At 69.4% G+C, this 14,042-nt stretch carries 12 protein-coding genes; 4 read left to right on the top strand and 8 right to left on the bottom strand.

The annotated features are described in order from the left end of the window. Positions 1 to 149: 149 nt before the first annotated feature. The 3 genes from ABZ470_RS12150 to ABZ470_RS12140 all read left to right on the top strand — a co-directional run bounded on the left by ABZ470_RS12150 (position 150) and on the right by ABZ470_RS12140 (position 3,342). Positions 150 to 908 (top strand): IclR family transcriptional regulator, encoded by a 759-nt coding sequence (locus ABZ470_RS12150; protein WP_352015859.1) that lies wholly within the window; start codon positions 150 to 152, stop codon positions 906 to 908. Between the two features lie 80 nt (positions 909 to 988). Next, a complete protein-coding gene (locus ABZ470_RS12145; protein WP_362911355.1) occupies positions 989 to 1,876 on the top strand; it encodes an SMP-30/gluconolactonase/LRE family protein in 888 nt (295 codons plus the stop codon). A gap of 272 nt (positions 1,877 to 2,148) precedes the next feature. Beyond that, positions 2,149 to 3,342, top strand: a complete 1,194-nt coding sequence (locus ABZ470_RS12140) for an endo alpha-1,4 polygalactosaminidase (RefSeq protein WP_362911354.1) — start codon at positions 2,149 to 2,151, stop codon at positions 3,340 to 3,342. A 179-nt stretch (positions 3,343 to 3,521) separates the two neighbouring features. Here ABZ470_RS12140 and ABZ470_RS12135 read toward each other — a convergent pair whose 3' ends face one another. From ABZ470_RS12135 to ABZ470_RS12100, 8 genes are all read right to left on the bottom strand, one after another. After that, complete coding sequence (locus ABZ470_RS12135) at positions 3,522 to 5,345, bottom strand: spherulation-specific family 4 protein (RefSeq protein ID WP_362911353.1); 1,824 nt, start codon at positions 5,343 to 5,345, stop codon at positions 3,522 to 3,524. Positions 5,346 to 5,498: 153 nt separating this feature from the next. Continuing rightward, positions 5,499 to 6,842 carry a sugar ABC transporter substrate-binding protein gene (locus tag ABZ470_RS12130; RefSeq protein WP_362911352.1) on the bottom strand — a complete coding sequence of 448 codons (1,344 nt, stop codon included), beginning with the start codon at positions 6,840 to 6,842 and terminating at the stop codon, positions 5,499 to 5,501. Between the two features lie 30 nt (positions 6,843 to 6,872). Then, complete coding sequence (locus ABZ470_RS12125; protein WP_352015854.1) at positions 6,873 to 7,742, bottom strand: carbohydrate ABC transporter permease; 870 nt, start codon at positions 7,740 to 7,742, stop codon at positions 6,873 to 6,875. A 13-nt stretch (positions 7,743 to 7,755) separates the two neighbouring features. Continuing rightward, the gene (locus tag ABZ470_RS12120; protein ID WP_362911351.1) at positions 7,756 to 8,718 is read right to left on the bottom strand and encodes a sugar ABC transporter permease; all 963 of its coding nucleotides are present in this window, start codon (positions 8,716 to 8,718) and stop codon (positions 7,756 to 7,758) included. Continuing rightward, positions 8,715 to 9,767: an amidohydrolase family protein gene (locus ABZ470_RS12115; RefSeq protein WP_362911350.1), complete on the bottom strand. Its 1,053-nt coding sequence runs from the start codon at positions 9,765 to 9,767 to the stop codon at positions 8,715 to 8,717. Before ABZ470_RS12115 ends, ABZ470_RS12120 begins: the two co-directional genes overlap by 4 nt. After that, positions 9,764 to 11,062, bottom strand: a complete 1,299-nt coding sequence (gene melA, locus ABZ470_RS12110; protein WP_362911349.1) for an alpha-galactosidase — start codon at positions 11,060 to 11,062, stop codon at positions 9,764 to 9,766. The genes ABZ470_RS12115 and melA overlap by 4 nt, the downstream gene beginning before the upstream one ends. A gap of 106 nt (positions 11,063 to 11,168) precedes the next feature. After that, positions 11,169 to 12,104 (bottom strand): alcohol dehydrogenase catalytic domain-containing protein, encoded by a 936-nt coding sequence (locus tag ABZ470_RS12105; protein ID WP_352015850.1) that lies wholly within the window; start codon positions 12,102 to 12,104, stop codon positions 11,169 to 11,171. Between the two features lie 79 nt (positions 12,105 to 12,183). After that, entirely contained in the window at positions 12,184 to 13,017 is an 834-nt protein-coding gene (locus ABZ470_RS12100; protein ID WP_362911348.1) for a fumarylacetoacetate hydrolase family protein, read from the bottom strand. Between the two features lie 240 nt (positions 13,018 to 13,257). Here ABZ470_RS12100 and ABZ470_RS12095 point away from each other — a divergent pair, with 240 nt between their 5' ends. Next, positions 13,258 to 14,022: an SDR family oxidoreductase gene (locus ABZ470_RS12095; RefSeq protein ID WP_362911347.1), complete on the top strand. Its 765-nt coding sequence runs from the start codon at positions 13,258 to 13,260 to the stop codon at positions 14,020 to 14,022. The last annotated feature ends 20 nt before the right edge of the window (positions 14,023 to 14,042 follow it).

Genomic DNA, 14,042 nt, shown 5'->3' with positions numbered 1-14,042 from the left:
AGCGACAGACTGGGGGTAGGCTTCGCGGACCGTGTTCGGCGCCCTGTTCACCGGTTCCGGTGGGCCTTCCCTCGACTCTCGGTCGTTGACTGGTGATAATTCCGTATAACGCTATAGCATTCCATTATTCGGAATAGGCGAGGAGAATCATGGGTGAGGTCCAGTCACCGGTGGGAAGCGTCGACCGCGCCCTGCTGATCCTGCAGGAGATCGGCAGGCACAGCAGAGGAGCGACCCTCGACGAGTTGTCCACCCGGCTCGGGTTGCCGAAGAGTTCGTTGCACCGCCTGCTCAGCGCGCTGAAGCATCGCGGGTTCGCCGCGCAGCCCGAGCCGAGCGGCCCCTACTACCTGGGCACCGAGATGCTGGCCACGGCCTTCAGGTTCTACGAGACCATGGACCTGCGCACTCTCGTGCGTCCGCTGCTGATGCGGCTGAGCGAGGAGTTCACCGAGACCGTGCACATGGCCATGCTCGACGGGGCCGAGGTGGTCTACCTCGACAAGGTCGAGGCCGTGCGTTCGATCACGATGACCTCGGTGATCGGCGGGCGCAACCTCGCGCACTGCACGGGGGTGGGCAAGGCCCTGCTGGCCTGGACGTACCCCGCCGACGAGGCGATCAAGGCGTGGGCCGAGCGGTACGGCCCGCTCGCCTCGCGGACCCGCAACACGATCACCAGCCCGGCGCGGCTGGCCACCAACCTGGCCCAGATCAGGGAGCGCGGTTACGCGCTCGACCTTGAGGAGAACGAGCCCGGGGTGCGGTGCGTGTCGGCTCCGGTCTTCATGGGCAAGTCGGCCCCCGTCGCCGCGGTGAGCGTGACGGCCCTCAAGGACCGCATGTCACAGGCCCGGATGGAAGAGTGCGGCGACTTCCTGCGGCGGGCCGTGGCCGAGCATCTCTGACTCTTGACAGGTCGTTCGCCGTGGTGGTCTGCTGAGGTCTATTTGGAATATCGTTCTGCTATATGGAATAGGAACGCCTCATGAGCCTCCCCCTGGTCTCCGAGCCGAGGGCCGTCCCCGTGCCCCGCACATCACTGGGCGAGGGTCCGCACTGGGACGGGCACACCCAGACCCTGCTGTGGGTGGACATTCCCGCAGGGCAGGTGCACCGCCTCGATCCGGTGGACGGCTCACACGGTGTGGTCGACGTGGGCATGCCGGTCGGGGCCGCGGTTCCCAGGGTGGAGGGCGGGCTGGCCCTGGCCGTCAGGGACGGCTTCGCCGTCCTCGCGGAAGAGGGGCTGGAGGTGGTCGCGCCGGTCACGGCGGGCGAGCGACCGGGGAACCGGATGAACGACGGCGCCTGCGACCGGGCGGGGCGGTTCTTCGCGGGCACCATGTCCGAGGACGACACCCCGGGCGCCGGGGCGCTCTACCGGCTCGGACCGGGACGGCGTTGCGAGCGCGTGGTCGCCGACGTCTCGATCTCCAACGGCGTGGCCTGGAGCCCGGACGAACGGCTGATGTACTACGTGGACACGCTCACCGGCCGGGTCGACGTCTTCGACTACGACCCGGCCGACGGAGGCATGGCGAACCGCAGGGTGTTCGCGGTGATCCCCAGGGGGATGCCCGACGGTCTCACCGTCGACGCGACCGGGCACGTGTGGGTCGCGCTGTGGGGCGGCGGGGCCGTACTGCGGCTGCGTCCTGACGGGAGCCTCGACCTGACCGTGGAGATCCCCGCGACCAACGTGACGAGTTGCGCGTTCGGCGGCCCGGACCTGGACGTGCTGTATGTGACCAGCGCCTGGGACGGGAGGACGGGTGGCGAGCTGTTCCGGTGCACGACCTTCTTCACCGGCCTGCCCGCCAACCCCTACCGGGAGAATTCCACCCCTGACGGGCGCGCACCGGAACGGTGGTGAGCACGGCGGCGGTGGCCGCCGCGTACGGAGAGTGTGGCGACCGTCCATTATGTGGACCAGAATTCTGCTGCGCAGAACAATCCACAGGACCGGGGCACTCGATGATGATCTGTCACGTTCCACGGCCATGACCGGCTTTTCCGGAGGTCTCTCCGGGGTTGACACCTCTCCCCCTCCCTCGCTTTCCTTGAATGCGGAAATGGATTCTGTTATACGGAAAGAAAGTAAGGGTATTGAATAAGATCTCCCCTCCGCGGCGGAGCCCGCTCCGCATGAGCGTCCTGCTGGGCGTCGCCGCGACCACGATCGTCTCCTCGGCCTTCGCCGCAGGGGTCGCCACGGCGAGCGTCTCGGCCGCGAAACCCGGCCCGGGGACCACCAAGACGGCCAAGGGAACCACGGGGGGTTCCACCGGGAAGAGCGGCTCCCAACACGGAAGCCGCAAGCCCAAACCCTCCCCGACCCCCACCGCAAAACCGAAGCCGAAGCCGAAGCCCAGCCCCACCGCTGAGCCCACCTCCAGGCCCAAGCCGAAGCCCAAGCCGAAGCCCAGCCCCACGGCCAAGTCGAAACCCAAGCCGAAGCCGACCCCCAGCCCCTCGAAGAGCTCCACGGCCGCCCCGAAGAGCGACATCTGGCACCCGGCGCCTCGCAGCCGCTGGCAGTACCAGTTGGAGGGCAACGACGCCTACGCCTCGACCGGCGGCGTCAACGTCGACATCTGCGCGGTCCCGCAGACCGGCGGTGCCTGCGTACGACCCGACGTGTTCGACATCGACCTCTACGCCAACGGCGGCACGGCCCTGAACACCGAGGCCGTCAAGGCCATCCACGCCCGGGGCGCCAAGGCGGTCTGCTACGTCGACGCCGGGTCCATCGAGGAGTTCCGGCCCGACTACCGGCAGTTCGTCGACTGGAACGACAGCCACGGCAAGTCCCTGCTCGGCAAGCCGTTCAGCGTGAGGTTCCCCAACGAACGCTGGGCGAACATCAACAACGACCGGGGGCAACGTGACTTCCTGCTGCGGATGATGGAGGCACGGGTCGCCAAGTGCGCGAACGCCGGGTTCGACGGGGTGGAGTTCGACGTCGTGCACGCGCACGAGGAGGGCCCCTCCGTCACCGGCTGGGACATCAGCCCCGCGACCCAGCTCGTCTACAACCGGGCACTGGCCGACATCGCCCACCGGTACGGCCTGGCCGTCGGCCTCAAGAACGACCTGAGCCAGGTCCCCGACCTGGTGGCGGACTTCGACTTCGCGGTCAACGAGGAGTGCTTCGAGAACGAGGAGTGCGACGACCTCAAGCCCTTCGTCAGGGCGGGCAAGCCGGTCTTCCAGGTGGAGTACCTCACGGCGCCGAAGACCTTCTGCCCGAAGGCGAACGCCACCACGCTCGACTTCAACTCGATCAAGAAGGCCGATGACGCCTCCCTGAACGACAAGCCGTACACGCCCTGCCGGTGACCCGGATCCCGCCGGGGCACGGGAGCCCGGCGGGAACAAGGGCCAGTGCGGGGCACAGGAACCCAACCGAGACAGGAGCCCGTACGGGACACAAGGACCCGGCCGGGACGTGAACCGGCCGGGACGCGGGAAACCACGGGACCGGCCGCCCCCCGTCTCGGGGGACGGCCGGTTCTGGCTCAGCTCTGGGTCACGGTGATCACCCCCGTGTAGGTGTTCGGCGAGTCACCCGTGCCGTTGAACACCAGCGAGTGCGTGGTGCCCGCCCCCTCAAGGGCGGAGGTCGGGATCGACCACCGGTAGAGACCGCCGGAGCTGGAGATCAGCGGGTTGACCCCGGTGACCTTCGTCCAGTTCCAGTCGGGGCCGACGTACTTGTAGAGGCCGCCGTCCTCGATCATGTACTCCGCGCCGACTCCGGCGACCGTGTAGTGGTTCGCGACGTTGTTGTCGACGTCGATGAACACGTGGTGGAAGTTGAACGGCACGTTGAACTGGGCGGTGTAGGTGGCGGTCGTCGCGCTCAGCGTCGCCTTCGGGTCGGTGATGGCCGGCGGGTTCGGCGTGCTGACGCTCACCGCGCCCGAGGCCGCGGAGGGGCGGTCGGTGGTGTCCCTGGCCTTCACGGTGAAGGCGTAGGTCTGGCCGCCCTTCAGCCCGCCGAGGTTGACCGTCGTGACGTCCCCCGGCACCGAGAGCACGCGGACGCCGTCCCTGAACACGTCGTAGGACGCGACGTGGTCGTCCGCGTCGGTGTCGTCCGAGGCGGTCCAGGCCAGCTTGACGCTGGTCGGGGCGACGTCGGAGGCGACCGGTGTGCCCGGCGTCGTCGGCGCGGTCGCGCTGGCGGCCGCGGTCGTCACCGAGACCGCCGTGCTCGCCGCCGAGGTGTTGCCCGCCCGGTCCCTGGCGCGGACCGAGAAGGTGTAGGCGGTCGAGGGCGACAGGCCCGCCACGTCGAAGGTCGTCGCCGAGGGCGTGTGGTTGGCCTGGGTGCCGATCTTCACCGACCCCTGGTAGACGTCGTAGCCGACCACGCCGGGGTGGGCGGCCGAGGTCCAGCTCAGTTGCAGGCTCGTGGCCTCGACCTGGCTCGTCGTCGGCGCTGCGGGTGCCGACGGGGTGCTGCCGCCGCTGCCCGCGGTCGCGGCCAGCTCTGCGGACATGTAGGAGGAGGGCGGCAGGGTGTCCCACGGGTTGCCGAACTCGTCGAGCTTGTCGGGGGTGACGTAGACGTACCCGGCGTTGTTCGCCTTGGACTTGGCCATGACGGTCGCCAGTTCCGATTCGTCCTTCACGTCGTAGACCAGGTTCCACACCCGTTTGGGGTCGTAACCGGCCTGCCAGGCGGGCGGCGCCTGGTCGGCCGGCGGATTCATGTAGGTGGCGTAGGTCCCCTCGAAGGTGACGAGGATGTCCGCGGAGTCCTCGTAGCACTCGTCGGGCGCCGTTCCCGGGTTGTGGATGGTGATCGAGCCGGGGTGGTACTTCTTCACGTAGGCGCTGGCCTCGCGGTACAGGTCGACCCAGGCGTCTCCGCCGCCGGTCGGGCCGCAGTCCTTCTGCGCCTGGTCGAAGAAGATGCCGTCGACGTTGGAGCCGTAGAGGTTGTACCAGTTGTCGACGTCGGTCTGGATCTGCGTGCGCCAGTCGTTGATCGAGGCCGAGCCCATACGGGTGGTCTGGCCTGTCGTGCCGTAGTAGCCGGTGTCGACATAGCCGATGACCTTGATGCCCGCACTGTGCGCGGAGGCCAGCGCGGCCTGGTAGTCGGTGTTGACGGTGCCGGTCGGGCCGTTGAGGACGTTCACCACGGCGATGGACGGGCGCGAGCCCGAGGCGGTGAGCTGGGTCCAGTACTGGGCGGAGCTGCCGCCGGGGTAGAAGTAGGCGGGAACCGCCACCTCCTGGCCGAGGATGGCGTCGGCCTGGGCGGGAGCGGGGGTGAACGCGATCAGCGAGGCGACGGCGGCCGTGACGGCCGCCATTCCTCGCCTGGTCATGCGAGACATGCTTCTCCTACGGGAATTCCTACGGAACTGACTTCTTCCTGCGGGCCGTGGAACACGGGACGTCCGCCGGATGGATCTCTCCCTGGAACAGGAACCGCTGGAACGGGGAAGCTCGGGGGAGCACGGGCCACCGTCGGCTCCGCGCTACTGGAAGAGGGCGTTGACCTCGGCGTTCGCCGCGGTCAGCGCCGTCCTCGCGTCCGATCTCCCGAGGTAGACGGAGGAGACCGCGTTGTCCATGATCTCGCCGATCTTGTCGGCGTTGTCGGTGATGGGCAGCAGGAACGTGCCCTGCGGGTCCTTGGCCTCCTCCACGAACGGCCCGACGTCACGTCCGGCCGCGGCGTGGGCCGCCAGGGCCTTGTCCGAGGAGGTGCCGATGGCGGGCAGGACCTCGGCGGTCTCGGCGACCAGGTCCTGGCACTCGGCCGAGCCGACGAACTTGACCCACTTCCACGCCTCGTCCGGGTGCTTGGTCCCGGCGTAGATCGCGTCGGAGACGCCGTTGATCGGCGACCTGCGGCCCTGCGGCCCGACGGGCAGCGGCGCGACGGCCAGCTTGAGCGTCTTGCCGTCCAGGTAGGTCTTGGCCATCCAGGACCCACCGATGATCATGGCGGCCCTGCCCGACTGCAGCACCGCGTCACCGCCCAGCGCCGACTGCTTGTCGTACGGCGGCGCGTATCCCTTCCTGATCAGCCCGGCGAACCAGTCGACGGTCTCGGCCAGCCTGGGGTCGTCGTAGTGGTACCTGGTGCCGAAGGGGTTCTTGTCCAGGTAGGTGAAGCCGTTGCTCACCGCGAGCCCGGCCCACGCGGTCTGGCCGAGCGCGTAGGTGTTGTAGTCGGGGGCGATGCCGTACACCTTGACGTGGTTCTTGTCGAAGTCCTTGTCGGTGCCCCTGCGGCCCTTTTCGTCCACGGTCAGGGCGGCGATGGCCTTCTCGAAGGTGCCGCCGTCGCGGGGGTTCCAGGTCCAGTCGGCGAAGCCGGCCGGATCGACCTTGGCGTCGGCGACCAGGTCCTTGTTGTAGAAGACGCCGACGGTGTCCCAGTCGAGCGGCAGGCCGTACCGCTTGCCGTCGCGCACCCAGATGTCGGCCAGGCCCTTCTGGTACTGCCCGAGGTCGACGCCGTCCCTGGCCACCAGGGGGGCGATGTCGAGCAGCTGGTTGTTCCTGGCGAACTGCGGATAGTAGGCGACCGAGTCGCGGAAGACGTCAGGGGCGGTGCCGGAGACGACCTGGGTGGTGAGGTTCTGCCAGTACTGGGCCCAGGCGACCGCGCTCATTTTGATCGTGATGCCGGGGTTCTTCCTGGTGAAGGCGTCGGCGCACTTCTGGTAGGCGGGAACCTGGTTGTCGGCCCACATGACGTAGTCGAGGGTGACGGGGCCGCCGTCGCCGCCGCCTCCCGCGCCGCCGCACGCCGAGGCGAGCAGACCGGTGGCGACCACGACGGGAAGGAGACGGCGGAGAGACCTGGACATGACGGGGGGTCCTTCCTCGTGACGAGGGTTCTACTTGATGCCCGTGAACTGCAGGGAGTTCGCGAGCCGCTTGCCGAAGACCAGCAGGAGCAGCAGCACCGGGATGACGGACAGCGCGGAACCGGCCATCAGCCCCGTCCAGTCGGGACGGGCGTTGGGAGACTGCTGCAGGAAGACGCCGAGGGCGACGGTGAGCACGCGGGTGCCCTCCTCCTGGCCGACGAGCAGCGGCCAGAGGTAGTCCTTCCAGGCCCACACGGCGTTGGTGACGCCGATGGTGATGATCGGCCCGCGTGACATGGGCAGGACGACGCGCCAGAAGACGGTCCACAGCCCGGCCCCGTCGATGAAGGCCGCCTCCTCGACCTCCCTGGGCAGTGACAGGAAGAACTGCCGCAGGAAGAAGACGGTGAACGGGGTCATGAGCAGGATCGGCGCGACGAGCCCGGCGAAGGTGTTGAGCAGCCCGAGGCCGCGGACCATGGCGAAGTTCGGCAGCAGCGTGAAGATCGGCGGGACCATCAGCGCCGCGACGAACGTCCCGAAGACCGCCTGCCTGCCCCGGAACCTGAGCCGGGCCAGCGCGTATCCGGCCAGCGCGCAGGACAGGGTCTGCACGACCACGACGACACCGGTGTAGACGACGGAGTTGCGCAGGTAGAGCAGGAAGTCGAGGGAGGCGCCCGAGCCTCCGGCGGCCTGCGCCTCGGCGACGCTCGACAGGCCGAGCACCCGTTTGAAGTTGGCCAGCGTCAGGTGCTGGGGGATGAGCGAGAAGTTGTCGGTGAACAGGTGGTCGGCGTCGGTGAGGGCCGTACGGATCATCCAGTAGAACGGGAAGACGGTGACCACGACGGCACCGGCCATCACGCCCCAGGCCATGAGCCTGCCTGCGCGCACGAGGGACCGCCTCCTAACCGAGATCGGAGCTGGACGCGCGCATCAGGCGCATCTGGAGGTAGGTGAGGGTGCCCAGGACCAGCACGAGGCTGAGGGCCATGGCGGAGGCGTAGCCCATCCTGAAGTGGGTGAACGCCTCCTGGTAGATGTAGTAGTAGATGACCTTGGTGGCGTTGATCGGGCCGCCCTTGGTGGTGACCGCGATGGTGTCGAAGATCTGGAAGCACCCGATCACCGAGACGACCAGCACCAGCGCGAGGATGGGCCGCAGCAGCGGCAGCGTCACCCGGAGGAAGGTACGGATCTCCCCCGCCCCGTCGATCGAGGCGGCTTCGTAGACCTGCGCCGGGATCTGCAGCATCCCCGCGTACAGCAGCAGGGCGACGTAGCCGACGGAGGACCAGGCGGTGACCGCCGCCACCGTCGGCATCGCCTCACTTGGCGAGTTGAAGAAGCCGTGGGTGGACAACCCCATCGAGGACAGCAGCTGGTTGAAGAAGCCGAGGTTGGCGTCCAGCAGCCACAGCCACAACAGCGCCGTGGACACGTTGGGCACCAGCCACGGCAGCAGCAGGGTGGCCCGCAGGACGACCGACTTGGTCAGCCGGTGCATCAGCGCGGCCAGCAGCAGCGCCAGGGAGAGCTGCCAGACCAGGTTGAGCGCGGTGTTGTAGAGCGTCAGCAGCAGCGCCCGCCAGAACAGCGGGTCACCGGCCAGCTCCGCGTAGTTGGCGCCGCCGGTGAACCGGGGCTCCGACAGCAGGTTCCAGTCGGTGAGCGAGATCCACGCGCCCCGCAGGCTGGGGTAGACGTAGAAGGCGACGAACCCCACCAGGGCGGGCAGCAGGAACAGCAGCGCCGCCCGCCCCTGCCCGCCCTCCGCGCTGTAGGGCCGCTTCCCCGGCGAACGCCCGCCTTTTCCCGGCGGCCGCCCGCCGGTGACCGGTACGGCTCGCGTCAGGGACCGCACGCTCATGCGAGCCTCGGGACGAGCCTGAGCGCGTTGCCCGTGTAGACCTGGGCGAGGACGTCGTCGGGCAGGTCGAGGCCGGAGATCGTCCAACGGCCCATCAGCGGCGGGTCGTCCAGGGAGTGGGCGAAGGCCTCGTCCGCGGTCTCCATGAAGCGGAAGTGGATGCGGTAGACCTCCGGGTGCGGCGGGATCTCGTCGGTGCCGAACAGCACCCGGTCCGGGCGGTTCACGATCAGTTCGCGGGCCGCCCGGGGAGCCCTGCCCAGTTCGGCGACGCGGGCGGCGATGTCGATGTGGAAGTTGGGGTGGTCGTCGAGCATCCGGCCGACCCAGCCGAGGTTCTCCGGCCAGCATCCGGCGTGGACCCCGATCACGGTCGTGTCCGGGTGGGAGGCGACCATCTCCTCCATGGCCTCCATCAGCCGCTCGAACGGCGGGAACCCGGGGCCGGAGAACGCCCAGTCGGGGCGGGCGGCCAGCAGTTCGAGGCGTTCGTTGCGCTCGTCGATCGGTTCGAAGAAGGCGACGGGGTCGGCGGTGTGCAGGGCGATGGGGATGCCCAGTTCGCCCGCGGTCGCCCACAGGGGGCCGAGCCGTACGTCGTCGAGCATGACCAGTTCGCCGCGGTGGTCGCGTACGTGCAGGCCGACGTCCTTCCAGACCTTCAGGCCGGCCGCGCCCTCGGCGACCGAGGCGCGCAGCTGGGCGGCCAGCCGTTCGCCGAAGCCGGGTTCGGCGGCCTGCGACCAGTCGACGTGGCAGAAGGTGGCGAACCTGCCGGGATGGGCGGCGTCGTAGCGTTCGATGTTCTCGGCCAGCTCCCGGCCCCAGCGGCCGTCGAGGTTGACCATGCCGCGCAGGTTGAGGGCGTCCATCGTGTCCAGCAGCGCGGGCACGTCCTTGACCATCCAGTCGCCGTCCTCGGTGAGCCAGCGGCCGAGGTGGATGTGCGCGTCGACGGCGGGCACCTTGGCCCGCTCGACGCGGGTGACCGGGACCCTGAGCTGGGAGACGGGGCGGTAGCTCGACAGGGGGATGTCCGGAGTGGTCATGCGCGGTCCCTGACGCCTTCGGGCAGCAGGTCGCCGTGGGCGGCGATCAGCTCGTCCACCAGTTCGCGGATCCTGCCGACCGGCAGGGTCGCCGCGGTGTTCGGGTCGAGCAGGGCCGCCTGGTAGACGTGGTCGCGGCGGCCTTCGAGGGCGGCCCGCACGGTCAGTTCGCTGACGTTGAGTGTCGCCCGGTTGAGCGCGGCGAGCTGGGCGGGCAGTTCGCCGATCCTGGTGGGCCGTACCCCGGAACGGTCGACGTGGCAGGGGACCTCGACGCAGGCGTCCTCGGGGAGGTTGGTGATGAGGCCGCCGTTGCGGACGTTGCCGTGGATGAGGCGGGGGGTGCCGGTCTCGATGGAGTGGATGGCCAGCGAGGCCAGCTCGTCGCCGCGTTGGATGGGTACGCCCAGGCCCGCGTCGAGGGAGCGCCTGTGCTCCTCGTACTCGGCGAAGCCGTCGGCCAGCCAGTCGAGGTAGACCCCCACCGGGATGCGGTAGTGGTCGACCTGATCGGGTTTGGAGAGGAACCAGGGGAGGTACTCCGCGCCGTGCTCACTCGACTCTGTAGGGAAATAACCGAAATTTCGGTAAATCTCCACGCGGACCCGGCGCCGCAGCTCGGGGTCGGCCTCGATGAGCTCGTCGAGACGGCGGTAGAGGTTCTCCCCGTCCCGCTCGAAGCGCAGCACGAACGCCTGGTGGTTGACCCCGGCGGTGAGGAAGGAGACCTCCTCCTCGGGCACGCCGACCATCCTGGCCAGGGTCCGCTGGGTGTCGCGGGCGGCGTGGCAGACGCCGACCACGTTGCGGAACGGCGTGCCCGCGTAGACCGCCCACGGAATCATCGACATGGGGTTGGTGTAGGTGAACAGCGTCGCGTCCGGCGCCAGCTCCGCCAGGTCCTCCCCCAGGCCGACCATCACCGGGATGGTGCGCAGCGCCCGGAAGATGCCGCCGATGCCCAGGGTGTCGGCGATCGTCTGGCGCACGCCGTACCGGGCGGGGATGTCGAAGTCGCGGCGCACGGCGTCCATCCCGCCGACGGCGATCTCGTTGATGACGTGGTCGGCTCCGTCGAGCGCGGCACGGCGGTCGAGACGGGCCTCGACCTTGGCGCCGATCCCGAGCTCCCCGACCATCCAGGTGGCCATCGCCTCGGCCGTCGCGAGCCGTTCACGGTCGATGTCGTGCAGCACGATCGTCGAGTCGGTGAGTTCGGGGAAGGTCAGGATGTCGGACAGCAGGTTCTTGGCGAAGGTGATGCTTCCGGCGCCCACCAGGACGATCCGGGCCATGGGGTACCTCGATTCAGGGGGCTTCGGTGGGGTTTCGACGGGGGCGCCACAGGGCTCAGAGGTTTCCCCGGGGTTCAGTGGCCTCAGCGGGGACGGCCCGTGGGGTTCAGGGAGCCAGCAGGGCCTTGACGGGGGTCGCGCGGCCGTTCATCAGCGCGGTGAAGACCTCGGCGCCCTCGGCGAGCGGAAAGGTGGTGACCCAGCTCAGGTCCCATCCCCCGACCAGACCGATCGCCGCGGCGAAGTCGACGTCGCGGTAGGCGAAGGAGCCGAGCACCCGCTTCTCCCCGCGCACCAGGTCGGCGGCGTCGAACCCGGAGGCCGTGTCGGCCAGCCCGAGCCACACCGCGACCCCGCCGGGACGCAGCCGGGCGAGCGACTGCTCGTGGGTGACCGCCGCGCCGACCGCGTCGAAGACCACGTCGTACTCACCCGTCAGCTCGGTGAGGACCGCGTCCGCGCCGAGCCGGGCCGCGACCGCCCTGCGGTCCTCTGAGCGGTCGGCGATCTCCACCCGGCCCGCGCCGCCGGAGACGGCCACCTGCAGACAGGCCAGGCCGATCGCGCCCGCGCCGATGACGCCGATCCGCGCCCCCTCCGGGGCCCCGGCCAGTTCCCAGGCGTGTACGGCGTTCGCCACCGGCTCGACGATCCCCGCCGCCGTCCAGTCGAGGCCCTCCGGCAGCGCGACCAGCGAGTTCCCCGGTACGGCGACGCGTTCGGCGAACCCGCCCTGCGTGTGCACGCCGACGATCCGCCGCCCTCTGCACACGTTGCGCAGGCCGAGCGCGCACACGTCACACCTCCCGCAGGACAGGATCGGGTTGACGATGACGGGACGCCCCTCGTCGGTACGGCCCGCGAACTCGTGCCCCATCACCAGCGGCGGCACCCGGAAGCCCGGCGTCCTGACGCCGTGCAGCTCGCTGCCGCAGATGCCGGAGGTGACCACGTGCACCAGCACGTCACCGGGGCCGGGCTCGGGCTCGGGCACCTCGCGCATCTCGACGACGCCGGGGCCGGTGAACACCAGGGCCCTCACCGCGGACCGCCTGGGGCCGGACGTGCCTGTCTCATGGAAACTCCTGTGTGTCGGGGGATCGCGGGGTCGTTCCGAAGGGTCATCGGCGGCCGACGACGGGGTTGCGCAGGGAGCCGACGCCCTCGACGCTCACCTCGACGACGTCCCCCGGTTTGAGCGAGCGGCGGGGGGTCATGAACTCGCCGCATCCCCACGGGGTGCCGGTCAGCACCACGTCGCCGGGTTCGAGGGTGAAGGCGCGTGAGCAGTACGCCAGCAGTTCGGCGACGCCGAAGAGCATCTCGGCGGTGGTCGAGTCCTGGACGGTCTCCCCGTTGACGACGGTCCTGAGCGCCAGCGCCTGGGGGTCGTCGATCTCGTCGGGGGTCACGATGACCGGGCCGAGCGGGCAGAAGGTGTCGAGGTTCTTGCCCCTGGTCCACTGGCCGTCGGCGAACTGCAGGTCACGGGCGGAGACGTCGTTGGCCACGGTGTATCCCGCGATCCCCGCCAGGGCCTCCTTCTCGTCGGCGTGCCTGAGGGGGGTGCCGATGACGGCGGCCAGCTCGACCTCCCAGTCCACCCGTTCCGTCAGCTCCTCGTCGATGACGATCTCCTCGCCGGGACCGATCACGCTCGACGGGAACTTGGCGAACATCAGCGGGCGCTCGGGCCTGTCCATCCCGGCCTCACGGATGTGGTCCAGGTAGTTGAGCCCGATCGCCACGATCTTGCCGGGGCGCAGCGGTGCCACGGGGACGGCGCCCTCGATCGGCTCGGTCGCCGAGGCGGCCAGGCGGGCGACCCTTCCGGCCCCGGACGCGAGTACGGCCTCAAGCGGTGTGCTCGCCGAGACCTCCAGCGCGTACCAGTGCCCCTCGCGCTCAACCGCGGCGAGCCGGCTCTCCCCGACGCGCACCGTGCCGAGCCTCATGCCACTCTCCTGTTCCGTATGACAGAATGCAGTTCCGAATACGCGCTAGCAGAACATTCGGGCGATCACGCTGTCAAGTACCTGCCCGAAGCCCCAATCCTCGACAGATTGCCATTATTTTCCGCTTAGCGGAACTATGGACCGTATCGCGGAACAGATGTTACGTTGACGCCGTCGCCGTACAGCCGAGAAACGCGGGCGATGGGCCACCGGGGTGCGACCGGACCAGATGGGGAGACGATGCGCGGCCTGACCGGGAAAAGAGTGCTGATCAGCGGGGGCAGCAGCGGCATCGGCGCCGCCACCGCCCGCAGGTTCCTCCAGGAGGGGTCCCGGGTCTTCGTCGGCGGTCTCGACGCCGACGAGGTCGAGCGGACCGTGGCCGAGCTGGCCCCGCTCGGCGAGATCGGCGGCCTGGCGGGGGACGTCGCCACGGAGGCCGACGTGAACCGGCTGGTCGAGGCGGCCGTCACGGCCCTCGGCGGCCTCGACGTGCTGGCCAACAACGCGGGTACCGCCTGGCGCGAACCGTTCCTCGACATCACCAGGCGACACTGGGACCGGATCATGGCCGTGAACCTCGGCGGCATGTTCCAGGTCGCCCAGACCGTGGCCAGGCACCTGGTCGCGCAGGGCACGGGCGGGGTCGTCGTCAACATGTCCTCGACCAACGGGATCGGCGGCGAGGCCGACTACGCCCACTACAACGCGTCGAAGGGCGGGGTGCTGCTGCTCACCAGGACCATGGCCGTCGAGCTGGGCAGGTACGGCATCCGCGTCAACGCGCTGTGCCCCGGCTACATCCAGACCCCGCTGAACGCGGAGATCTCGGCCGGTCTGGCCGACGACTTCGTCTCCGCCTACGAGCGCGACCACATCCCGCTCGGCCGGGCGGGACTGCCCGAGGAGGTCGCCGCCGGATACGCCTTCCTGGCCTCCGACGACGCCGCGTTCGTCCACGGCACCGAGCTGGTGATCGACGGCGGCCAGCTGGCGATCATGTGACCCGCCCTACCGGAGGGAGA

The sequence above is a fragment of the Streptosporangium sp. NPDC020072 genome, from assembly GCF_040631445.1.
Classification (GTDB): domain Bacteria; phylum Actinomycetota; class Actinomycetes; order Streptosporangiales; family Streptosporangiaceae; genus Streptosporangium.
Note: the sequence above shows the minus strand (reverse complement) of the source record. Positions and strands in the feature narration are given on the sequence as shown.

Bases quoted from the DNA above. Each gene is read 5' to 3' on its own strand.
- ABZ470_RS12150 (WP_352015859.1), top strand. From the start codon at position 150: ATGGGTGAGGTCCAGTCACCGGTGGGAAGCGTCGACCGCGCCCTGCTG.
- ABZ470_RS12145 (WP_362911355.1), top strand. From the start codon at position 989: ATGAGCCTCCCCCTGGTCTCCGAGCCGAGGGCCGTCCCCGTGCCCCGC.
- ABZ470_RS12140 (WP_362911354.1), top strand. From the start codon at position 2,149: ATGAGCGTCCTGCTGGGCGTCGCCGCGACCACGATCGTCTCCTCGGCC.
- ABZ470_RS12135 (WP_362911353.1), bottom strand. From the start codon at position 5,345: ATGACCAGGCGAGGAATGGCGGCCGTCACGGCCGCCGTCGCCTCGCTG.
- ABZ470_RS12130 (WP_362911352.1), bottom strand. From the start codon at position 6,842: ATGTCCAGGTCTCTCCGCCGTCTCCTTCCCGTCGTGGTCGCCACCGGT.
- ABZ470_RS12120 (WP_362911351.1), bottom strand. From the start codon at position 8,718: ATGAGCGTGCGGTCCCTGACGCGAGCCGTACCGGTCACCGGCGGGCGG.
- ABZ470_RS12115 (WP_362911350.1), bottom strand. From the start codon at position 9,767: ATGACCACTCCGGACATCCCCCTGTCGAGCTACCGCCCCGTCTCCCAG.
- melA (WP_362911349.1), bottom strand. From the start codon at position 11,062: ATGGCCCGGATCGTCCTGGTGGGCGCCGGAAGCATCACCTTCGCCAAG.
- ABZ470_RS12100 (WP_362911348.1), bottom strand. From the start codon at position 13,017: ATGAGGCTCGGCACGGTGCGCGTCGGGGAGAGCCGGCTCGCCGCGGTT.
- ABZ470_RS12095 (WP_362911347.1), top strand. From the start codon at position 13,258: ATGCGCGGCCTGACCGGGAAAAGAGTGCTGATCAGCGGGGGCAGCAGC.